The organism is Hoyosella sp. YIM 151337 (genome assembly GCF_026041215.1).
In the GTDB taxonomy this organism is placed as follows: Bacteria; Actinomycetota; Actinomycetes; order Mycobacteriales; family Mycobacteriaceae; genus Hoyosella.
The window spans coordinates 142323-162716 of the sequence record NZ_JAPEIQ010000033.1; the positions used below are offsets into that span (position 1 = coordinate 142323).

Annotated in this window: 19 protein-coding genes; 8 read left to right on the forward strand and 11 right to left on the reverse strand. The window is 62.7% G+C overall.

Going from position 1 to position 20394, the window contains the following annotated elements; translation table 11 throughout:
• Positions 1 to 7 precede the first annotated feature (7 nt).
• A complete protein-coding gene (locus ONR57_RS17690; protein WP_265124839.1) occupies positions 8 to 1153 on the reverse strand; it encodes an acyl-CoA dehydrogenase family protein in 1146 nt (381 codons plus the stop codon).
• Between the two features lie 181 nt (positions 1154 to 1334).
• Between ONR57_RS17690 and ONR57_RS17695 the strand changes: the two genes are divergently transcribed.
• Complete coding sequence (locus tag ONR57_RS17695) at positions 1335 to 2180, forward strand: enoyl-CoA hydratase/isomerase family protein (protein ID WP_265124840.1); 846 nt, start codon at positions 1335 to 1337, stop codon at positions 2178 to 2180.
• Between the two features lie 15 nt (positions 2181 to 2195).
• Here the strand turns inward: ONR57_RS17695 and ONR57_RS17700 are convergent, their stop codons facing one another.
• From ONR57_RS17700 to ONR57_RS17715, 4 genes are all read right to left on the reverse strand, one after another.
• A complete protein-coding gene (locus ONR57_RS17700) occupies positions 2196 to 3002 on the reverse strand; it encodes a hypothetical protein (RefSeq protein WP_265124841.1) in 807 nt (268 codons plus the stop codon).
• A gap of 35 nt (positions 3003 to 3037) precedes the next feature.
• Positions 3038 to 3940 (reverse strand): patatin-like phospholipase family protein, encoded by a 903-nt coding sequence (locus tag ONR57_RS17705; protein WP_265124842.1) that lies wholly within the window; start codon positions 3938 to 3940, stop codon positions 3038 to 3040.
• A gap of 43 nt (positions 3941 to 3983) precedes the next feature.
• Positions 3984 to 4616, reverse strand: a complete 633-nt coding sequence (locus tag ONR57_RS17710; protein ID WP_265124843.1) for a phosphoribosyltransferase — start codon at positions 4614 to 4616, stop codon at positions 3984 to 3986.
• Positions 4617 to 4687: 71 nt separating this feature from the next.
• Complete coding sequence (locus ONR57_RS17715) at positions 4688 to 5437, reverse strand: hypothetical protein (RefSeq protein ID WP_265124844.1); 750 nt, start codon at positions 5435 to 5437, stop codon at positions 4688 to 4690.
• 201 nt (positions 5438 to 5638) lie between these two features.
• Between ONR57_RS17715 and ONR57_RS17720 the strand changes: the two genes are divergently transcribed.
• The gene (locus tag ONR57_RS17720; RefSeq protein ID WP_265124845.1) at positions 5639 to 7402 is read left to right on the forward strand and encodes a DEAD/DEAH box helicase; all 1764 of its coding nucleotides are present in this window, start codon (positions 5639 to 5641) and stop codon (positions 7400 to 7402) included.
• Between the two features lie 7 nt (positions 7403 to 7409).
• Here the strand turns inward: ONR57_RS17720 and ONR57_RS17725 are convergent, their stop codons facing one another.
• Entirely contained in the window at positions 7410 to 8567 is a 1158-nt protein-coding gene (locus ONR57_RS17725; RefSeq protein WP_265124846.1) for a glycosyltransferase, read from the reverse strand.
• Between the two features lie 144 nt (positions 8568 to 8711).
• On the opposite strand from ONR57_RS17725, the gene ONR57_RS17730 reads away from it, so the two are divergent.
• Positions 8712 to 9239, forward strand: coding sequence for a DUF6328 family protein (locus ONR57_RS17730; protein WP_265124847.1), 528 nt, complete (start codon positions 8712 to 8714; stop codon positions 9237 to 9239).
• Here the strand turns inward: ONR57_RS17730 and ONR57_RS17735 are convergent.
• A complete protein-coding gene (locus ONR57_RS17735) occupies positions 9232 to 9996 on the reverse strand; it encodes a hypothetical protein (RefSeq protein ID WP_265124848.1) in 765 nt (254 codons plus the stop codon). The two genes, ONR57_RS17730 and ONR57_RS17735, sit on opposite strands and share 8 nt — an antisense overlap.
• Positions 9997 to 10700: 704 nt before the next feature.
• On the opposite strand from ONR57_RS17735, the gene ONR57_RS17740 reads away from it, so the two are divergent.
• The gene (locus tag ONR57_RS17740; RefSeq protein WP_265124849.1) at positions 10701 to 12425 is read left to right on the forward strand and encodes a cell wall-binding repeat-containing protein; all 1725 of its coding nucleotides are present in this window, start codon (positions 10701 to 10703) and stop codon (positions 12423 to 12425) included.
• A 52-nt stretch (positions 12426 to 12477) separates the two neighbouring features.
• Here ONR57_RS17740 and ONR57_RS17745 read toward each other — a convergent pair whose 3' ends face one another.
• The 3 genes from ONR57_RS17745 to ONR57_RS17755 form a co-directional block, all read right to left on the reverse strand.
• Complete coding sequence (locus ONR57_RS17745; protein WP_265124850.1) at positions 12478 to 13107, reverse strand: peptidase E; 630 nt, start codon at positions 13105 to 13107, stop codon at positions 12478 to 12480.
• A gap of 17 nt (positions 13108 to 13124) precedes the next feature.
• A complete protein-coding gene (locus tag ONR57_RS17750; protein ID WP_265124851.1) occupies positions 13125 to 13871 on the reverse strand; it encodes an AMIN domain-containing protein in 747 nt (248 codons plus the stop codon).
• Between the two features lie 62 nt (positions 13872 to 13933).
• A complete protein-coding gene (locus tag ONR57_RS17755; protein WP_265124852.1) occupies positions 13934 to 14827 on the reverse strand; it encodes a DUF4349 domain-containing protein in 894 nt (297 codons plus the stop codon).
• A gap of 130 nt (positions 14828 to 14957) precedes the next feature.
• On the opposite strand from ONR57_RS17755, the gene ONR57_RS17760 reads away from it, so the two are divergent.
• The 3 genes from ONR57_RS17760 to ONR57_RS17770 all read left to right on the forward strand — a co-directional run bounded on the left by ONR57_RS17760 (position 14958) and on the right by ONR57_RS17770 (position 18521).
• Positions 14958 to 16001, forward strand: a complete 1044-nt coding sequence (locus ONR57_RS17760) for a GTP-binding protein (RefSeq protein ID WP_265124853.1) — start codon at positions 14958 to 14960, stop codon at positions 15999 to 16001.
• Positions 15998 to 17578, forward strand: coding sequence for a hypothetical protein (locus ONR57_RS17765; protein ID WP_265124854.1), 1581 nt, complete (start codon positions 15998 to 16000; stop codon positions 17576 to 17578). The genes ONR57_RS17760 and ONR57_RS17765 overlap by 4 nt, the downstream gene beginning before the upstream one ends.
• A gap of 640 nt (positions 17579 to 18218) precedes the next feature.
• Positions 18219 to 18521, forward strand: a complete 303-nt coding sequence (locus ONR57_RS17770; protein ID WP_265124855.1) for a hypothetical protein — start codon at positions 18219 to 18221, stop codon at positions 18519 to 18521.
• A 9-nt stretch (positions 18522 to 18530) separates the two neighbouring features.
• Here ONR57_RS17770 and ONR57_RS17775 read toward each other — a convergent pair whose 3' ends face one another.
• Positions 18531 to 18986, reverse strand: a complete 456-nt coding sequence (locus tag ONR57_RS17775; RefSeq protein ID WP_265124856.1) for an HIT family protein — start codon at positions 18984 to 18986, stop codon at positions 18531 to 18533.
• A 115-nt stretch (positions 18987 to 19101) separates the two neighbouring features.
• Here ONR57_RS17775 and ONR57_RS17780 point away from each other — a divergent pair, with 115 nt between their 5' ends.
• On the forward strand, positions 19102 to 20385 hold the full coding sequence (locus tag ONR57_RS17780; RefSeq protein WP_265124857.1) for an MFS transporter: 1284 nt from the start codon (positions 19102 to 19104) through the stop codon (positions 20383 to 20385).
• Positions 20386 to 20394 lie beyond the last annotated feature (9 nt).

Below are 20394 nucleotides of genomic sequence, written 5' to 3' on the forward strand. Positions count from 1 at the left end.
ATCGTCCTTAAAGCCCAAGATCCCGGCCGATGAGTTCCTTCATGATTTCGTCAGTGCCCGCCCAGATCCGCGTGACGCGAGCATCCATCCATGCGCGCGCCACCCGGTACTCACGCATGTAGCCGTAGCCCCCGAACAGTTGTACGCAATGATCGAGGATTTCGTTCTGGATCGCAGCCGACCACCATTTTGCTTTCGCTGCATCGATTGGCGTCAAGTCGCGCCGTGTATGTGCATCCACGCATGTATCGATGAAGGACTGGGTGACTTCGAGTCTTGTGAGCATCTCGGCGAGCAGAAACTTGTTGTGCTGGAATCTGCCGATTGGCTGCCCGAAAGCTTTGCGCTCCTTGGTGTACTCGAGCGTCTCTTCGAAAATGGCTACGGCATGCGCGGTGCTCGCGACGCTTGCGCTTAGGCGTTCTTGCGGCAGCATCTGCATCATGTGAATGAATCCGTTATTCAGTTCGCCGATGATGTTGTCTGACGGCACGCGGACGTTATCGAAAAAGAGCTCCGCCGTATCTGACTCAGGCTGGCCGACTTTGTCGAGTTTGCGTCCGCGCTCAAAGCCGGGAGTGCCCGCTTCCACACCGAAGAGCGTAATTCCGCGCGCTTTTCTCTCTGGATCAGTGCGAGCGGCGACAAGCACCAAATCGGCACTGTATCCGTTGGTGATGAAGGTCTTGGAGCCGTTGATCACCCAATCGTCACCGTCGCGGACCCCGGTCGTTTTCAGCGCGGCGAGATCCGATCCGCCGGACGGTTCGGTCATACCAATTGCGGTGACGATCTCGCCAGTACAGAAACCGGGCAGCCAGCGCTGCTTCTGCGCCTCAGTCGTAAGTTCAACCAGATATGGCGCACAGATATCGGTATGAATGCCGAAACACGACGCCAATGCCGCGCTATGCCGGGCAAGTTCCTCGGCGAACACGGCGTTGAACCGGAAGTCACCGGCCTCGCTACCGCCATAGGTCTCGGGAATCTCGAGGCCGAGCAGACCCGCTCTTCCTGCTTCTCGCCAGATATCGCGGGGGAGCGCCTTGTTCTCTATCAGTTCCTCACTGCGCGGCTGCACATACCTGTTGACGAACTCCCGGGCTGACTCACGAAAGGCGTGGTGATCGGGGCCGTAGAGAGTGCGCTGCATTATTCCTCCGTGCACGGGGCTGCCGCCGGATTCGGTGTCGCATAGGACGCTACCGTGATCGGCACTGTCTCGCGGCAACACCGGTGGGAAGGCCGAAAATCTAGCGCCACGCCGGCGACATGCTGGTGGGGTTACGCTCAGACGGCTCGCACGAGACACGGCCGCGTGGCACGCTTCTCGTGTGGAAGATGAACGTCGCGACCGAGCAGACCAGAAGCGGAAACACAACAAGGCCAAGCAGGTTGCCGTTGTCCGCGCGGAAACAGATCACACGGCGCGGGGCGCCCGGGTTGCTGAGATCACGATCGACAACCCGCCGCTTAACCTCTTCAGTCGTGCAGTGTTCGAGCAGTTGATCGACCACCTTGAGGCGCTGCGAGCTGATCCGCCCCGCGCGGTACTGATCAAAGCTGCAGGTAAGGTCGTATCTGGTGGCGTCGACGTTAGCGTGTTTGACGGCCTCGATGAGGCGGCTGGCTCGGAATTGTGGGAAGAACTGTTCAGCGGCATTATCCACCCGATCGAGGAAATGCCATGTCCAGTGGTTTTCGCCGCGCATGGGTTAACTCTCACCGCTGCATTCGAGATTGCGCTGGCGTGCGACCTGATTGTTGCATCGCCGGGCGCGAAATTCGGCCTCGTAGAAACGGTTGTCGGTCTCACGCCGTCCATGGGTGGCCCACAGCGTCTCGCTGAGCGTGCTGGTTCAGGGCGGGCGAGGGAACTCGTCATGACTGCAGATCTCTATTCCGCTGACGTCCTGCACCAATGGGGAGTGGTGAATGTCGTCACCGAGAATTCGACGGAGCATGCACATGAGCTCGCTCGACGCCTCGCCGATGGCCCCACACAGGCGCACCGCGCAACGAAACGAATTGTCGCGGCCTGGCGGTCCGGGGGAGTCCAGCACGCAGATGCAATGACCCCTGACATCTCTGGCGAACTTTTCGGAACAAATGACCTGAAGGCCGCAGTCCGGAGTTTCCTCACTGACGGGCCCGGGAAGGCTGAATACACCGGGACCTGAATCGTCAACGGCCGGTCAGGAATCTGTTTCGGTGAATCGCGGCGCTGCGGCTGGCAGGACTTGAGGGCTGTCGATTGTCTGGGGCACGGCCGTGAGCCAGCGCCGTGGCGGAAGGCCGAATGCGCGATGCGCGTTGACGACCATCGCCTTGCCGAGGGTGCGGTTGCTGGCGGCCCCGATCGCGGCGCCGATGCCAAACGGAACAACGCGGCCGAGCGTCATGAACCCGCGCGTCTGAGCCATGCGCAGCAGCATCCGCCGCGCAAGTGCCGCGTTCAGTTTGCCGATGGAAGGAGCCGGAATATAGTTTGCGACCGAATCTGCCCAGCTCTTGCCTTTGCGAAACGCGGTCTTCTCGGCGAGTACCGACCCGGAGCTGCCAAGGGCAATGCTCATGACGAGCGCCCGCCGACGCTCGACGTCGTCGAGTGGCAAACCATACACCTCGGCGAGCGCCAGGGTATAAAATGCGCCCGCCGCGACGAAAACGGCGGTTTCACCGCCAGCCGCAGCAAGCGCGGCGACCGTCCCGACGCCGGGGACAGCCGCAGTTGCACCCACGGCTGCGCCGCTGGCCGTAACGGTGTTGAGGTAGAAGGTGTCGATGCGATTAACGATCTGAGCCGGGGTCTCTCCAGGGTGTCGCTCGCGAAGGCTGTGAACGAAGCTTGCGATCGCCGGCCCTGGAATGTGCACGCCCCGATCTAGCATCCGCATCACGATTCGTGCGGTGAACCCGGGTTTCTCACCCATGCCGTCCTGCTGAGCGAACTCCACGCCGTCCAGGGGATGGCGGCCATCATTGCTGTCTCTGCCTTGCACCCCTACTTTGTACCGCGTGCAGAGCGTGCCCCGCATCAGATCGGTGTGGTGTGCGTCCTCTCGCGGGTCTGCGGCTTGAGGAGCAGTTCATCGATGTCCGCGAGTGCGGCCTCGGTCGCTTCCCGGCCGGCCTCGATGAGTGCGGGCACTCCACTGGCCGACCAGCGGGAGTGCTTCGTTGTGTCCGGTGTGATCAAGATGTCAGGCGTCTCGTCGTCGAAGCCACCCATCGCCTGCCGCAGCAGCGCCATAGGCCGCATTGTCCGTTCCGGGGTCAAACGCACGGTTATCACCCGGTCGGCGCCTAGCAGGCGCGCTCCCCACGTAGGAACGTTCGAGCTGAAGGCCCCGTCGATGAGGAGCGCATCGGCAACCCTCACTGGAGGGAATAGGCCCGGCACTGCGATTGTGGCAAGCAGTGCTGTCGGAAGGGGTCCCGAATCGAGGAGCGTGGGCGCCAGAGTGCGCAAGTCGGTAGCGACCGCGGCGAATCGGCGCGGCAGCGCTTCAATATCGCGGTCACCGGCGAACCGCTCGATGGTGCCGGCGAGGGATGCGGGGTCGAGCACCCCGAGTTTGCGCGGCACCGTCAAGCGCCCGAAATCTCGCCACTCAGCACTGCGGATAATTTTGTCGAGCAAGCGAACCGACAATCCGGCGGCGTATCCCGCGCCGATGAGGGCACCGGCACTAGTACCGACGACCACACCGATCTTGATGCCAGCTTCTTCCAGGGCAGTCAGTACACCGACATGCGCGGCGCCTAGTGCTGCACCACCGCCAAGGGCGAGGCCGACCACAACGTCGTTGGTGTCTCTGATCGCGGGCACCGGTGCGGCTGCCCGCTCTGCACGTCTGGCTGCGCCAAAAGGCCCAGGCCACGCACTGAACTGCTCACTCATGTTGCCTGCTGTGGATGTGGCTTGATCGATGGCCATACGCTACCTGACGAAAGGGGCGATCACGGCGATGAGTGCACGGTTATCGATGGGCGTGCAGAATCTCGACGACTTCAGAATCCTGGACTTGCCTGAAGTCCTCATACCAGAGCCCGACAGCGCCCAGGTCAGGGGTGATCTGGGGGCACACGATGCTGTCGGCGTGGTCACGCAACCGCCGGATCGCCTGGCTTGCTGCCACCGGAGCGGCGAGCACGACTTTGCGCGCCCCGTGTGCCCGTGCGACTTCGCATGCCGCCGCTGCGGTCGCGCCGGTGGCGATGCCATCATCGACGATGATGGCATCCCTTCCTTCGAGGGGGATCCGCGCTGCGCCTTGCCGGAAACGCGCCGAGCGGCGTGCGAGTTCCTGCAATTCACGCTGCTCGGTCAGCGCGATATCTTCGCTGGTGACCTTAAGCGAGGAGATCACTTCATCGTTGAGGACTTCAACGCCGTCCTCGCCGACCGCTCCCATCGCGAGTTCACGATGAAAGGGGACGCCGAGTTTTCGGACGACGATGACATCCAGATCCGCGTGCAGTTCTTCTGCGACCGCCGCGGCGACGGGGACACCACCGCGGGGAAGCCCCAGCACGACCGGGGACTTTTCCGCTAATTCGCCCAACTCACGGGCGAGGACAGCACCTGCCTGGCGTCGATTGGTGTATGTCATCACGCTCACCGTCCTTCAAAGTAATTATCACAGTCGGGACGGGAGGCACGAAGTGCCGGGGGCTATAGCACTCAGATAGCGGAAAGTCGCGGCGCGGGCTCCTTGATTCCGGCGGCGGCATCGCACAAGTACCAGCGGATAATCGCGAACCTCAGCGTTCCGGCGCGAACACCGAGCAGTGCCGCGGTGCTGTCGAAATCTACAGGCACCGAAACTGCGGCGTGCGTGAGTAGCGTCTGCGCCGCCGCGCGCTCAAGTGCCGGATCAGTCGGGCAAGTGAGCGCGAGCAGGTGGTGCCACGAACGTTCACTAGGGTCTCCGAGACCGCAGCGCCACGCGTCCCTGACTTTGCTGCGCCATGCTGGACGAACGGCCGTCGCCGCCAGGTCCGTCGTAGTGCTGACCCCCAAACGATAGAAACTGTCGGCGACGTGGAAAATACCGGCGGCGCAGACAGTCGGGCCGTCACCGGTATAGCGACGCCGGAAGTTGCCGACTTTGCCTGCCCATATTGAGGGACCGCCGACAGCATCGAACGTTTCGAGAAGGTCCCGCAAACTGTCCGGGCCGGGTTCGCCCTTGGTCCGCTGATACTCCTGATACCGGTCGATCACGCTGCATACTGTGGCGAACCCTGAGCACGTTGCTTGCGCTGCCTCTATTACGCAAAGTGCGAGGCTCTCGGACACGACGTGCCGATCTAACCAGCTAGACGGTGCGCCGAGGTGCTGCCGTGCCAGCGCCGCGAACGCGGCGGCGCCTTCAATGCCGGGGCGCGCGAGCGCTGGTTTCGCGGACTGTGGCGCGGCCAATGCGTTCACGACGCCTCCCGGTAGCTGGTGCGCTGTTCGGGCCTGGAACCGTGTTGTCTTTTCCAGACCCTCCCAGGTGATGTATCGCTCGCTGTAGGTAGAGTGTTGCACCCGTCACGAATGATTCCCGGAATTGACGCGCCGATAAATCACCGGCGCACTGAGCGGACGGTAAAAACAGGTCTCGCGAGGCGTTAGACTACATAGCTGATGAGTAACAGTGAACCCGACCAGGCTGCATCGTTCGCCGGTCTTGGAATCGACGACCGAGTGCTGCGGGCACTGAGTGGCGTCGGATATGAAACACCCTCGCCAATTCAGCTGGCGACGATCCCGCATCTGGTTGCGGGTCACGACGTAGTAGGCCTCGCGCAGACTGGCACCGGCAAGACCGCCGCGTTCGCCACACCGATCCTCACCAAGATCGATGAGACGCTTGCCCGTCCGCAGGCGCTTATTCTTACCCCGACTCGTGAGCTGGCCATCCAGGTGGCAGAGGCATTTGGCCGATATTCAGCGCACATGCCTGGTATCCGCGTGCTGCCGATTTACGGTGGCCAGAGTTACGGCGTGCAGCTTGCTGGCTTGCGGCGCGGCGCGCACATCATCGTAGGAACCCCGGGCCGCGTGATCGATCATCTGACCCGCGGCACCCTGGATATCTCTCAGCTGCGCTTCCTCGTCCTGGATGAAGCGGACGAGATGCTGAAAATGGGTTTCCAGGAAGACGTCGAGCGCATCCTCACCATGGCGCCGGATGATCGTCAATCTGCTCTGTTCTCCGCGACGATGCCACGTGTCATCCGCGATCTTTCCCGCACGTACCTGCGGGATCCCGCAGAGGTGACAATCAAGTCGACGACGAAGACCTCGGACACGATCAACCAGCGCTGGGTGCTCGTTTCGCACGCGCGTAAGCTCGACGCTCTCACCCGGTTCCTTGAAGTCGAACCCTTCGACGCGATGCTTATCTTCGTCCGCACCAAGCAGGCGACCGATGAACTGGCGGAGAAGCTTCGGGCGCGCGGTTTCACGGCGACCTCGCTGAACGGTGACATACCCCAGCCGGTCCGTGAACGTATTGTTGGCGAACTGCGCGCGGGAAAGATCGATATTCTCGTCGCGACCGACGTCGTGGCACGTGGTCTGGATGTCGAGCGCATCTCCCACGTGGTCAACTTCGATATTCCCACGGACAACGACTCTTACGTGCACCGCATCGGCCGTACTGGTCGCGCCGGGCGCAGCGGTGAAGCGCTTCTTTTCGTCACGCCACGTGAGCGCCGTCTGCTGCGCTCCATTGAACGTTCGACAGGTCAGCCACTTGAGGAGACTCAAGTGCCAACCGTCGAAGATGTGAACGCACAGCGCGTCTCACGATTCGAAGACACAATCACCGAAAACCTCTCGAATTCCGATCTGGCTTTGTTTCGGCGGCTGATCGAAGGCTACGAGCGCGAGCACGACGTGTGTATGGCGGACATCGCCGCAGCTCTGGCGGTGCAGACCACTGACGGTTCAGCCTTCTTTCTCAAGCCAGATCCGCCCGAGCGTGCACGATCGGAGCGGCCGGGCCGCGACGTGCGAGAGAAATCCACCGGCAAGTTCGGTGAACGCCCCGGCGGTGGTCGGCGTCGCAGTGGGGACCGGCGTATGGCGACATACCGCATCAACGTTGGCAAAAAGAACAAGGTCGCGCCGGGCGCGATCGTGGGCGCTCTGGCGAACGAGGGTGGCCTGAACCGAGAGGATTTCGGTTACATCGACATTCGGTCCGACTACAGTCTCGTGGAACTCCCGGCCGACCTGCCTAGCGAAGTGTTCGACGCGCTGCGCAGCACCCGAATCGGTGGAGTGCGCATCAGTCTGCGGCGCGAGGAAGGTGCCGCCGCCGCCCCTGGTCGCGACCGCGATCGGGGCCGTCCAGGAGGGTTCGACGAGCGCCCCCGCAAGTCGTTCCGGGATCGCGGCTGATCATCGCCTAGCTCACTGCTGTGTCGCAACGATGCGACGCACCGGGCTCGGAGGGCCCCGACTGGGGTGTCAACACGTCAAGCATGCCCGCTGCGGAAGTCCCCCAGTCGAACTGCTCGGCTCGGTGCCGAGCGGCACGCCGAGCCGCTGCGCGCGGTTGTTGGAGCACACCGGAGATGGCATCGGCGAACGCATCATCGCAGTCCTCGGCAACAGCGCCGCATGCAGGAGTGAGGATCTCCTGCAAAGCGGACGAACGGGACGCGACGACGGGCGTGCCCGATGCGAGTGACTCTAGAGCTGACAGGCAGAAGGTCTCGTGCGGGCCTGGCGCGAGCGAAACGTCCGCGGTCGCAAGTAATCGCGCGAGCCTGTGCTGGTCGTCGATAAAACCCGCGAATGTGATCGGCAGGCCGCGGGAACGGCGTTCCAGACGATCTCTGCGAGGGCCGTCGCCGGCAATGACAAGCCGCACGTTCAGGCCCTTCTCGTGTAGTGCACGAGTAGCGTCGATGCTGCGTTCCACGTGCTTCTCGACGGAGAGCCGACCGCTGTGCACGAGGAGGACTCCGTCTCCGGGAACGAGTCGCCCGTGCATCGCCGTGCACCGCAAGGACGGTTGAAACCTTGCGAGATCCACGCCCAGAGGTATGCGCCGGACATTAGGGGCGTCGAGCCGCCTGTACTCCGCAGCGGCAAATTCGGTTGTGCACACCACACTGTCGTACTCGCGGGCCATGTGGCTGTTCGCGACGTCAGCCAGTCGCTGCGCGGCTTTGCCAGGCATAATTTGGCCGAGCAGCCGATCGAGGCGCTCGTGCGAAACGACGACGCTGGGAATCTCGCGCCGACGGGCCCAGCGGCCAAAACCCCGGAGGGTTAGCCGGTCCGACACCTCGATCGCTTCGGGCCGAACGCCGCGCAGCACGTCTGCCACCCTTGCTGGATCCGCGACCCGGTAACCGCCTGTACGAGGCAGCAGTAGTGACGCGAGCGTGATGCGGTGCACCCCGCTCGGCAGAATCTCCTCGCGGTTCTGGGCGCCCGGCACCACGACGGTGACATCGTGACCCGCCGACGCGTAAGCTGCGCCCCAATTGTTGAGGGCCGTACGCAAGCCGCCGGACCGTGGGCCGTAGAAGTTCGCAAGCTGAACGATGCGCATGCGTGGATGATGGGCACGGGATCCTTACGGGCGGTGCCGCTGGGGTGGTCGGTGGGTGAACGGCCAGTGAATACGAAAGCTCAGGGCGCCAAGAGGTCCCGTATTCCGCCACGGAGAGGCGTGCGGCATTACTATCGAAATGCGATGGAGAGCGATGATTTCGCCGCGCGGCAGCACAGGCGGTCACTGAGAGAACCTGAGCCGCACTACGCGCGGCTCAGCAGAAACGTGACTGACCTCCTGGGTGAACTTCGGGTCGCGCAACCAACAGTGCAGATCCTCTTCGGGTTCTTGCTCGCGGTCGCGTTCACGGAACGTTTTGGTCAGGCGTCGACGTTCGAGCGGGTTCTGCACCTCATCGCGGTGATCCTGACGGCCGTGTCGACGGCCTGCCTCGTGGGTCCCGTGGTATGGCACCGTATGCTCTTCGGGCGCGGATTGCGCCCGGAGCTGATATCCGCGGGGAACAAGGCTGCCCTGGCGGGCGCTGCTGCACTCTTCGGTGCTATCGCGGTTGTAATCGCATTGATCGTGAAGGTAACTTTCGGTCCCATCGCAACCGGTGTGGCATTCGCTGGCGTGTGCCTACTCTTTGTCACCCTGTGGTTCGTTGTTCCCATACGTATGCGGCGCGGTTCCCGCAAGTCGAAGGACGCCCCTCCCATCAGTTGATGGCGATCGGTGCCTCGTCGTGCGCGATTATCGCCGCGACTACCGGCTCCAGGAGCGTGCGCCGCCCCGCCGACCAGCGGCGCATGGCGAGGATGAGGTCCGGGCTAGTGACGCCAAGCCGCCCCGCGATCTGGTCAAGGACTCCGGAGATCTCGGTCGAGTCGACTGCGGTGTCGTGCATGCCCAGAATTTCGCGCAGGAATGGCGTGCAATTGTCGAGGCACCAAGCAGATTCAGCGCGAATCAGGCCAGTAAGCGTCAGTAGGTAGTCCCAGTTGGCAGCAAATCCGTGGCTGGTCACCGACCGCCACGCGCGCACTAGCAGCCCCCGAGTTTCCGCGTGCCGATACAACGCCGTGAAGTCGGCGATCGAGTCGACGCGCAGCGAGTACAGCGCATCCGCTGCCCGTCCGATTGACCGCGCTTTCACCCGCTGCGCGGGGCTTTCGTGACGACGCTTGTAAGTGGCGACCTTTCCGGCCCAGGCGTGCGACGTGCCTGCTTCCTCGAATGTGCGCAGCAGCGCACGAACTCCGTCGTCGAGCCGGTGCACCCCTTGCGAACGCCGATAAGCACAGTAACGTTCGGTGATGGAAACGGTGGTCGGGTAGTGGCCCGCCGTCGCCTGGACCGCGTCGATCACACAGAGTGCGAGACTGTGCGAGAACTCCCGGGAGTCGGGCCAGAGGTCCGGAGACCCTAATTGCCGACGGCACGCTGCAGCTGCACGATCGAGAACACGGGCTGACAGTTCCACGCGCGGCCTCCGTCCATGGCTGCTCGATCAAGTCCTAATTTGCCCTTATTACCCTTCACTGTCTGCTTCAAGGGTACGAGAACTCGGCAAAACGGGTAGGCAAGCGGCACCGCCTCCTAGGTGCTTCTCAGGTTAGGTCCGGAATCGCGAGCTGCAGCAGACTTGTCGGCACCAAAATTGTCAGACCCCCTCCGTAGTGTGCGCGGCATGATCATCGTGAGCACCGCTGCTGCGAATACGGATGAGCGAGAGCAAGGATGGCGCGCCGTCTGGTCATGGGTTGACCACGTCGGCGGCAGCGGTACTGGACGTGTCGCAGGGTCCGATGAGTGTGCTCACCTGCACGCAGTGCTCGACGCGCTGCAGAAGCACCCGGGCACCGAGCCATTGATGATTGAGTCTGGCTCTGCAGCAGTGGCGCAATTGTGCAATGGGCAGGCGCCGGCGCATGCAGCGGACGTGCGATTAGATGAAGCTCTTGTGAAATCGGTGACGGAGGCTCTCCGGGCGCGGCAAGGCCCCGTGCGGATACGTTGGGCCCGGGGCGGGGTGCTAAGCCACTACCAGGCGAGCGCCCAACAGCTCGCTGGCCGGAGTTTGCGGGCGCCGAAAATGTCTGGAACGGCGTGTTCGAACGGCCAGCACCACGGACCGCGAGGTACGTTGGCTTCGTGCTGAAGCGAATGTCGGGGGAGTGATTCTTCATGCATGACCAGCGACGCTGGATCACAGTTACCTTAGCGAGTGCGATCGTGGCGTCGCTGGCAGCCGGGTGCACCATCCCGGGACGCAGTGGTGAGACTCCGCCAGCGCAACTCGCTGACAACAGCCAGGGTGAGACAGACGCTGAGACGGGCGACCCATTGCCCGAGGTGGTGCGTGACGGCGAAAACGGCGTGGCCTACGCGGCCTCCGAGCGGTTCTTCAGTCGAGCCCCATTTGTCGTTGTGGCTCCGGCAGATCAACCCGATGCGGTATTACGCGGCGCTTCGCTTGCCGTTGCGACATCAGTGCCGTTGCTGGTCAGCGGCCCGCCCGATGAGGCAGCTCTCGCGCGAGAACTCACCCGGCTCGACACCTCGACGGTGGTGGCGATCGGCGGGGCCCCGGTGCCTGACACTGCTGACGTTATAACCGTCGCAGGCAGCGCGGCTGAATTGGAGTCGCTGACTGGGCTTCTCTTCGAGGAACAGCAACTTAACGACGCATCGGACGCCGCCGCCGCTCTTTCGGCCGCGGACGGTGAAAACCCGGTGCTTTACAGCCTCGGCGAACTGGAGGTTCCGAACGGCGCTGGCAGCGCCGCCGCGAGTGAAGAGGAAGACCAAGCTGACGGAGCCGAAGATCTGGCGCTGCCAGACTTTGGGCGGGGAAACCAAGCCCCGGGTGTGACCGTCCTGGCCGCGCCGCTCAGCGCGCCTGACGAGATCGGCCGCGCCGAACATCTCGCCGGCGTTGCCGTCGCGAGGGCGGCGGGAGCAGAGGTAATTGTGCTTCCGGTCCCGGATATTCGGGCGACCGGCGAGTCGGTCGATTTGGCGCGGGAGATTGCGGGCACCTCGATCATGGCGCTTGGCAGTCACTTCGGCTCAACAGCGGAGCTTCGTAAGCGTTTTACCGATGCGCTCTCTGTTCCGGAACTGCCGGGTGGCGGACAACTCGTTTACCCCGGCCGGAGAATGATTGCTCTGTACGGTCATCCTGGTGTGCCCGCCATGGGCGTACTTGGGGAGCAGGGGCCCGAGGATGCGATCGCGCGCGCACGCGACCTGGCTGAACGCTACGAAGCTCTGTCTGGTGAGCCGGTGATACCCGCACTGGAGATCATCGTGACGGTGGCTTCTGTCGCTCCGGGCGCAGATAACCAGTACTCGAACGTGTCGCGAGTCGAAGACATCCAGCCGTGGGTTGATGCGGCACGTGACGAGGGCACCTACATCGTTTTGGATTTGCAGCCGGGTCGAACCGACTTTCTCACGCAGGCGAAGCTGTTCGAGGAACTTCTCAAAGAGCCACACGTTGGTCTCGCACTCGATCCAGAGTGGCGCCTTCGCCCCGATCAGGTTCACCTCCGCCAGGTCGGTCAAGTTGACGCCAGCGAGGTCAACGAAGTCATCGAATGGCTAGCAGACCTGACAGCCGAGCATTCTCTGCCGCAGAAACTCCTCGTGCTGCACCAGTTCCAGATGCGCATGATCACCAACCGGGACCAGCTTGAGACAACTCGGGAGGAAGTCGCTGTCCTCATCCATGCTGACGGCCACGGTGTACCCGCGCAGAAGATGGATACCTGGAACACGCTCAAAACGGACCTGCAGGATGACATCTGGCTCGGCTGGAAGAACTTCTACGACGAAGACCTTCCGACGTTCACTCCTGATGAGACAATGGCGGTCGACCCGGCACCGTGGTTTGTGTCGTACCAGTAACGTGATCCTCCCCCCCGTGCGCTCCGAAAAGCGCAGGGAAGGATCGCTCAGACTAATCGTCGTTAACCGTAATCACTTCGCCATCACGTAACGCGCGGCACGGGACACCGCCGCGCTCGTAGCGCTCCACAAGCGCGCTGATCGCGTCGGGTGACTCGTGCCCAGGGGACTGATAGTGGGGGACGATGGCGAAGTCAATGAGGCCTAGGCCACGCCAGATCGGTTCAACACCGCACACGCGTGTGCACTCATCGGGATCATCGAGCGTGTCAAGCCCCGCCAACGAAGGGGCAAGCACGCAGGCACCAGCGCTGTAGCCGCCGTACGTGATCTTCCCCGAGGAGACCAGGCTGCTGAGCGCAGCATCAGTTCCGCTCTGAGCCAAACGGGCCCGAAGAACGAATGTGTTGCCACCGCGCACCCAGATCAGGGGATACCGCTGCAAACGGTTGTGCGCCTCGCTGCTGGTGCAACCAGCAAGGGAACGCAGATCAATTTCCTCCGGCTGGTAGCCGAGCGGGGCGAGCGCCTCGAACTCGCTGCGTATGGCCCATTCGCGGGCGGCTGAGGGCCAACTGTCCGCGGCGTTTCCGATAACGCCAACGGCGCACGGCGGGGGACACAGCGCTGTGAGCAGCCGTGGGTCCCCGCCGAGTCGATACGACGAAAGGAAAAGCCGCACTAAGCTCGTCCGGGAGTTCAGTCCGCTACGTCGATCACTACGCGCGTCGGGCTCTGCAGAACATTCACCGTGTAGGGCTTGTCACCACCGCGCACACCCAGGAATATCTGTGCGACGCCCTCGTAGAAGGCGCCGAGCTGAACCTGAGCGACTGAGCCGGATGCGGGCCCGCCGATTGTGCGCGGTCCGGAGTATTCTTCAGCCCCGGTATCGAAGGGGTATCCCCAGCCGCTGATGTTGACCTGAAGAATGCGGTCGCCTGCCACCGCAAGCTGGTTTCCTGAGCCTGCCTCGTACGCGGCGTCCACGTATCGCGCGTCGAATCCCGGTTGATTACCCTGCCCGTCCATATCGATGACCACGCGCGTGTAACCATCGTGCTGGCCGACCCGCACGTTCGTGACACTCAGGAACGTGCCATCGCCCTGCCCTTGCGCTTGCGGCCCGGCATGGCCACCGAACTGGCTCCCGGGCGCGGGTGGCGGCGGTGCGGGAGCGGGGGATTCGGCCGGCGGTGGGGCTTGTGCCGCCCCAGGTTCGCCGTCGGGCGAAGGTGATGGTTCCGGGGTGAGGTCGGTGCCGGTCGCGGCTCCCTGGGGTGCTTGCGTTGTTGTCACCGCTGTGTCACCGGTTGCGGCTGGATCGCCGGCGTCGGGGGATGAGCACGCGCCCGCCGCGAGTACAGCCGCGACAGCTGCGCAAGTGACTGTCCGGCGAACGCGCTGCTGCGCTTTCGCATGCTGCTTCATTGCCCGCTGAGTCATGGCTTGATCGTAGGTAAATCAGTGGCTAGTGGGTCGCGATGGGGTAACGGTTTGGCGAGGATCTAGCGGCGACGGCCGATCAGCCGAACCGCAACGTAGATGATGCCGCCGCCGGCGGCGAAGAAGATGAGCCAGGGAAGCGCGAGCCCAGCACCGACGATCGCGGCCCGAACTGCAGAGATAAGCGCATCCCAGCCTTGAATCACCCCGCCCCAGAAGCCTTCCGCAGGGTTGGGATCGCCCGGCGGACGTTGTTCGAGTGTCAGAGTGATGGTGGACAGGGTGACTTGATCAGCAAGGTAGTTGCGCCGAGCCTGGAGACTTTCGAGTTCGGCCTGACGCTGTGCCAGCGCGTTCTCGCCCGCGATCAGGTCTTCAGCGGACGCTGCGCCCGCGATGATGTCCTGCAGCCGCTCGACCGACCGTGTGAGCGAGTCGATGCGTGCATCGATGTCGATCGCTTCAGACGTCACGTCGCGTGCTGAAACCGAGAGTTCCTCGACGGTCCCCAAATCACGGAACTGCTCGATGACATTGTCAAGTTCGTCGGAGGGCACACGAATTGTCAGCTGCGCGGAGCCGGGATTGTGGTCGGTTTCTGGGCGTTCGGTTCGGTCGTCAACGCGGCCGTTAACAGCCTCCGCGATACTGGTCGCCTCGGCCGCGCCGACAGTCGGGTCTTCGACGCGTAGCAGCATGTACGCAGTCTGGATGATCTCGCGGCGCACGGAATCTGTGTCGTTGGGGGCGGTGGGAGCCGATTCGGGGAACGTGCCATCGCCACGGAAGTCTTCCTGGAAGGCGGGACGGTCTCGTGCAGGTTCCGAGTACCCGTTATCACCGTCGGCGCACCCCGTCAGAAGGAGCAGAGCAGTGACGCAAAGCAGGCTGAGTGCGACTGTGGCACTTCTGACCGTACGGATTGAAACGGCTGCGCGACCGTGGCTTAGGACCATATTTCGAAAATACGCGGTGGTTCGCCCTTCGTGCGGCGAACCGCGTTCCAGCCGTTGCGCCACTAGGATGATTGCGGTCCGCAAAAATTCACAGTTTTATGTTTGATGCGCTCTTGTGGGAGGAAGGTTCGTGCGCAAGTCCACTCCGGTGCTTGTGGTTGCGGGGTACCTCGGTGCTGGGAAAACCACGCTGCTGAATCATCTGTTGCGCAACAACAATGGCTTGCGCATTGGGGTGATCGTGAACGACTTTGGCGCCATCAATATCGATGCGCTGCTCGTCGCGGGGCAGGTCGACGCGATGCTTTCGCTGAGCAACGGTTGTATTTGCTGTGAGGTGGATACCGGCGACATTTCTGAGATGCTCGGCAAGCTGTCGAATGTGACGCCGCGACTGGACGTGATCGTGGTGGAGGCGAGCGGAGTTGCGGAGCCGGGTACCCTCGCGCGCCTCATCGCAGCTACAGAGGACCCTGACTTTCACTATTCTGGCCTAGTGCTAGTGGCGGATGCAGTCGCCGCGCGTGATGAGGACGTCGCTCGCCACGTCCGGGTCGCGGATTTGGTGCTCTTGAACAAAACGGACCAGGTGGCTCCGGAGCGGCTCGGAGAGTGGCGTGAGATAGTCGCCTCCTGCAATCCGGCGGTGCCAGTGTTGCCGACGAGCTTCTGCCGCATCGATCCGGAGATGTTGTTCGATCCCGTTACCCAGCGGCGTGCCTCAGCACTGGGCGAGCAACTTTCTTTTGACGAGCTACTGCGTGAGTGTGCGCACGAAGATCATGCACATCATCATCCGCATTATCAGACGATCGCGTGGACCGCAGAGACACCACTTCACCCACGGCGGTTCATGGCGTTTCTGGAATCCCGCCCCCATGGGCTTTACCGGGCGAAGGGACTCGTTGATTTCGGACAGTTCGGAGGTGCGTATCCGTATGTGCTGCAACTGGTCGGCCGGTCGCTGCGCTTCGAGCGGAACCGCCGGGACCGCGGCGCACCACCGACCCAACTGGTGTTTATCGGAACGGATTTCGACGAGCACGCACTTAAAGAGCGACTCGCGGCGTGCGTCGTGACACCCGCTGACGGTCCGGATGAATACGCGATTCTCTCGGTATTGCGCTTCGCAGATCACGAGTCAGCACCGCAAGACGAGACAATCACCTCGTGAACCCGGCGGACGCAGCTCCGTGTCCGACGCACGAGCTGACTGTCGGTGAGATCTCTGCCGACGCTATCGACATGATGCCCGACATCGCTCCTTTTCTGACGAAATCGGACTCGGGTGAAATACCGTCGCGACTGTTTTTGCCACGCGGCGCGCTGGCTGGTTTCACCCCTGGTGACCTAGTCACGGTGTCGCTGACGACTGGACGTCCGCGCGTGCGCGCGTGCCAGCGTGCTGAACTTATTCCGCCGCGCGTGGAACTGCGAACCTGGATGCGCCGGTGGGTACGCGACCGGCAAGGTCTTGCCGGTGGGTTATTTGGGCTCGTGAGCCATGTACGGGATCTCGATCCTGCATTCGGGTGTGTTCCCGCGCTTCCGCTGAGTGAACTTTTGGCTCGATACCGAATCAGTTGGGCCGATGATCGTGTCGCGTTTGAGGGTACGGACGTGGGCGAGGTCCTGCTCCGTGAACAAGCTGAATTCCTCGTTACTGCGCACGGCATGGCAGCAAGCGAAGCTGAGGCGGTCGCGCGCATTCACCACAGTGTTTCGGGGACTCACGCGGGTGCTCCGCAGGAACACGCGGAGCTGGTCGCTGAGGCAGCCGCTGCAGTGCGCAGCGTGGCAGCAGCACAGGGGCTCGTCGCTCGCTGGCTGTACGAGAACGAGCGGTCAGCCCTGGTCCTGGCCGCACTTGGGGCTGCGGCGACGCGCGCGCGAGGGCACGCAGCAGCGGTGTTGCTGTGGGCCCACGCAACGGTATCTGCGGCAGCGGGAGACGTGCGCGAGGTTGCTGATCTCGCGGCGCTCGCGCTCGCGCGGGCGCCGAATTGGGAGCCTGCAATCGAGCTGGCGGCAGAAGTCGCCGCTGATCGAGGTGATTATCAGGGTGCAGATGAGTTGCTCAATCGTCTCCCCAAACGCGTGCGCGGAGGAAGTGAAGCGTATTCGGTGCTCGCTGCACTGTCGCGGGAGATCGCTCTGCACCGCTCGTACGTGATGCAAAGCGCGGAAGCTGTGTATCACAAGGTCGAGAGATTCGTACGGTCAGATCCGCAGGCGCGACTCGCGCTGTTCAGTGCGGTTGATGCCGTGTCACAGACGGAAACACCGAACGAAGCGGGCGTCGAGGCTGAAATGATCTCGGCGCTGCTGTCCGATGGGTTTGCGACATCGTGCATCGCTCTTGAAGGCGGGATGCTGGCCCGGTTCATCGATCGACGAGGACACCTGCTTCCGGACAGGGAACTCAATGTGGCGCGGGCATTGCGAGACAATCTGCGCGAGTGTTACCGAGTGACAGCGATCGCAGGGGACGGCGTCGTGACGTTGCTCAGCGAGAATCGCAGCGCGCTGCGCGAGTGCCGCTTGATGCATGCGTATCGGGGGAACCTCACCGTCGGGGATTATGTGCTTGGCTGGATCGCAATTGTGGACCGCCAGGAGCCCGTGGCGCTCTCGATCGTCCAGGTGCCGTCAGCTGTGACTGGTCAACTGGACGAATTGGCATCTCGGTCGACTGCGCCAGCGGACGTTCTGGCCGCGGTGCGGATCAGTACCCGCCACTCGTCTCGCTAGTTGGGAATGGTGCTGTCGCAAATTCTGTATTCTTCGAACGTATGTCTGCGGTTGCCGCCCAATTGATCGCATAAATCTCACAGAAATCCGTGACCCCGATGTTCGTTTCCTGTGACCCTTCTGTTTCAATTCAACTCAGCTGTCGCATACGTCACAAAGCGGATGCCACCGTGTCATGCGGTCGGGGGACGCGGAAGCAGCTGCTGCAGACGGTTCCCAGCGGCCTTCTGGCGTCCCATTCAGCCCTCGGCTCATCCATCTAAGCGCTGTTCAGGTGCATGCTCGGATTATCTGTAGTGCCTCCGCTGGGGTGGCGCAGACCAACGGCGAGGGTTGGCGAAAGACATGATCTTAAAGAAACTCTGTGGTTGTTATCCGGCTGTGATAAGGCTTTCTCGGTGTTATCTGTGCGTTCTGTAAACAACACCAAACGGTGGTGTTCAATTACCGGAAATGCCGCTACCATCAATTTTGTCGGGCAGCGGTGAATCTTCCTGGTGCTTGGCTATCTACCCGATTAGCTCCTGCCTGCCTGGCAGGTGCCGAACCATGAGGGAGGTCGCGGACGCGGCTGCAACCCAAGCTGCTCGAGGTCGGGGTCGGGCTGGCTGGGTGGAGAGTTGGAGTAGAGATGATGACGATGACATCTGGTACTCGCGAGCTTGTCAGGGCGATCCTCGCATATGAGTGCGCCGACGGGCTTACAGATCGCCAGTCGATTGAGGCGATCCGCAACGGCGATATCGAATATTGGATGAGCGCCATCGAGTCCTCCGCGATGTTCGCGCCTGGTGAGTTGCGCCGAATGCGCTTCGTATTCGAAACCGATCCAGAACAGTTGATCTCGGTGATGCTGGATGGCTCCGATGATCTTCGTGGACGGCGGGCGATGGGTTCGCGACGGCCTGCGGCAACGGGAACTGAGGTCCGCGCCACGGGTTAACACCGGTTGTCAGGCTGGGTATTCATCCTGGCGCTGGGCTGTATCGTGAATTGCGCTCCGCAAAGCCGCCGCGATGTCGGGTAACCGCGTGCCGCGTCGGGTGATGAGGCCGGCCGCCAGTTGTGTCTTGTCTCCGCGGCTTCGCGGGACTACATGAAAGTGTGTGTGCGCGACGGTCTGAAACGCCGCGCGTCCGTCGTTAACGACGATGTTCGCTCCGTCCGCCCCTATCCGCGCATCGCGCATCGCGCACGCGATGAGATGCACGACCCGAAAAGTTTCCATGCCCAGTTCCGGCTCGAGGCCCGGTAACTCTGCGACGTGCGTTCGCGGAATCACGAGCGTATGTCCACGCTTCACTGGCCGGATATCCAGAAACGCGACAGTACTGTCGGTCTCGTAGACGCGATGCGCGGGTGCGGCTCCTGCGGCGATCTGACAAAAGGCGCAATCCTCGTGTTCCATTCCACAAGTGTCGCGCAGACCGGACACTGAGCGCGATAAAAACCGATGAAGAACATCGGTGAGGAATGACGCCGGTGTGGCGCGACGGCCAGCCGGCACCATAGGCTCTGCTGCGATGACCAGGTTCACGCGGCGAAACAAGCCGAATCCAGCACCACCCAGCCACCGCCACACCATGCGACAAATCTGGGTGCTCGTCGCCGCTGCTTTCGTCATTGCACTCGGCTTCGGACTCATCGCGCCCGTGCTGCCCGAGTTCGCGCGCAGCTTCAACGTCGGCATCACGGCTGCGTCTGCGATTGTGAGCGTGTTCGCGCTTACGCGCCTGATGTTCGCTCCAGCGAGCGGTCAGCTCGTTCAGCGCCTCGGTGAACGCCCCGTGTATCTCGGTGGCCTTGCCATCGTGGCCCTGTCAACGGCAGCGTGTGCGGTGGCTCAGACCTATTGGCAGCTAATGGTGTTCCGCGCATTCGGTGGAATTGGCTCGACGATGTTCACCATCTCGGCCATGGCGCTGCTCATCCGGCTGGCGCCGCCGGACATGCGTGGCCGCGTCAACAGTCTGTACAGCTCCGCTTTCCTGATTGGATCGATCGGGGGGCCGCTGGTGGGCGGCTTGCTCGGTGGGCTCGGCTTGCGCGTGCCTTTTGTCGTATACGCGGCAGCCCTGGTTGTGGCGATCCTGGTCGTTCAGACGCAGCTAGAAGTGACGAAACCTGGCGCTACCGATCAACAGGGCACGCGTGAGGAGTTTCTCGTCCGAGACGCAATGCGCGATCCCGCCTATCGGGCGGCGCTCCTCGCCAACCTCGCGCACGGATGGGCCACATTTGGGGTGCGCGTTGCGGTGATTCCCCTATTCGTGACAGTCACGCTGGCCGCGGGCCCACGCCTGGCGGGGCTGGCGCTCGCGACATTCTCCGCGGGCATGGCCGTCGTTCTCATCACTGGCGGGCGTCTGTCTGACCGTTTCGGTCGTCGCCGCCCGACGATTGTTGGGCTCCTCATCGCGGGCGGTGCCACGGTCGCGCTGGGATTCTCTGAGTTGACCTGGGTGTTCCTCGCCTTATGTGTCATCGGCGGCGTGGGAACTGGCTTGTTCGTGCCCGCGCAGCAAGCGGCAGTGGCGGACATTGTGGGATCGAACCGTAATGGTGGGCGGGCTCTCGCTACGTTCCAGATGACGTCCGACTTCGGCGCTATCGTCGGCCCGGTGCTCGCTGGGCTTCTCGCGGAGACGGTGTCCTATGCCGCGGCCTTCGGGTTCACAGGCGCAATGCTCATCCTCGCGGCACTGTACTGGATCGTCGCGCCCGAAACGCTAACGCGAGCTCTCGCCGAGCAGGGCCGTGAATCACAATCGTCAGGCCGTGTTGGTGCAGGAGACGAGGCGGAGTAAGGGCCACAC

Coding starts and splice junctions, on each gene's coding strand:
- ONR57_RS17755 (WP_265124852.1), bottom strand. CDS start 14,827: ATGGTCCTAAGCCACGGTCGCGCAGCCGTTTCAATCCGTACGGTCAGA.
- ONR57_RS17710 (WP_265124843.1), bottom strand. CDS start 4,616: ATGACATACACCAATCGACGCCAGGCAGGTGCTGTCCTCGCCCGTGAG.
- ONR57_RS17740 (WP_265124849.1), top strand. CDS start 10,701: ATGCATGACCAGCGACGCTGGATCACAGTTACCTTAGCGAGTGCGATC.
- ONR57_RS17775 (WP_265124856.1), bottom strand. CDS start 18,986: ATGGAACACGAGGATTGCGCCTTTTGTCAGATCGCCGCAGGAGCCGCA.
- ONR57_RS17770 (WP_265124855.1), top strand. CDS start 18,219: ATGACATCTGGTACTCGCGAGCTTGTCAGGGCGATCCTCGCATATGAG.
- ONR57_RS17725 (WP_265124846.1), bottom strand. CDS start 8,567: ATGCGCATCGTTCAGCTTGCGAACTTCTACGGCCCACGGTCCGGCGGC.
- ONR57_RS17750 (WP_265124851.1), bottom strand. CDS start 13,871: ATGACTCAGCGGGCAATGAAGCAGCATGCGAAAGCGCAGCAGCGCGTT.
- ONR57_RS17780 (WP_265124857.1), top strand. CDS start 19,102: ATGACCAGGTTCACGCGGCGAAACAAGCCGAATCCAGCACCACCCAGC.
- ONR57_RS17730 (WP_265124847.1), top strand. CDS start 8,712: ATGGAGAGCGATGATTTCGCCGCGCGGCAGCACAGGCGGTCACTGAGA.
- ONR57_RS17705 (WP_265124842.1), bottom strand. CDS start 3,940: ATGGCCATCGATCAAGCCACATCCACAGCAGGCAACATGAGTGAGCAG.
- ONR57_RS17690 (WP_265124839.1), bottom strand. CDS start 1,153: ATGCAGCGCACTCTCTACGGCCCCGATCACCACGCCTTTCGTGAGTCA.
- ONR57_RS17720 (WP_265124845.1), top strand. CDS start 5,639: ATGAGTAACAGTGAACCCGACCAGGCTGCATCGTTCGCCGGTCTTGGA.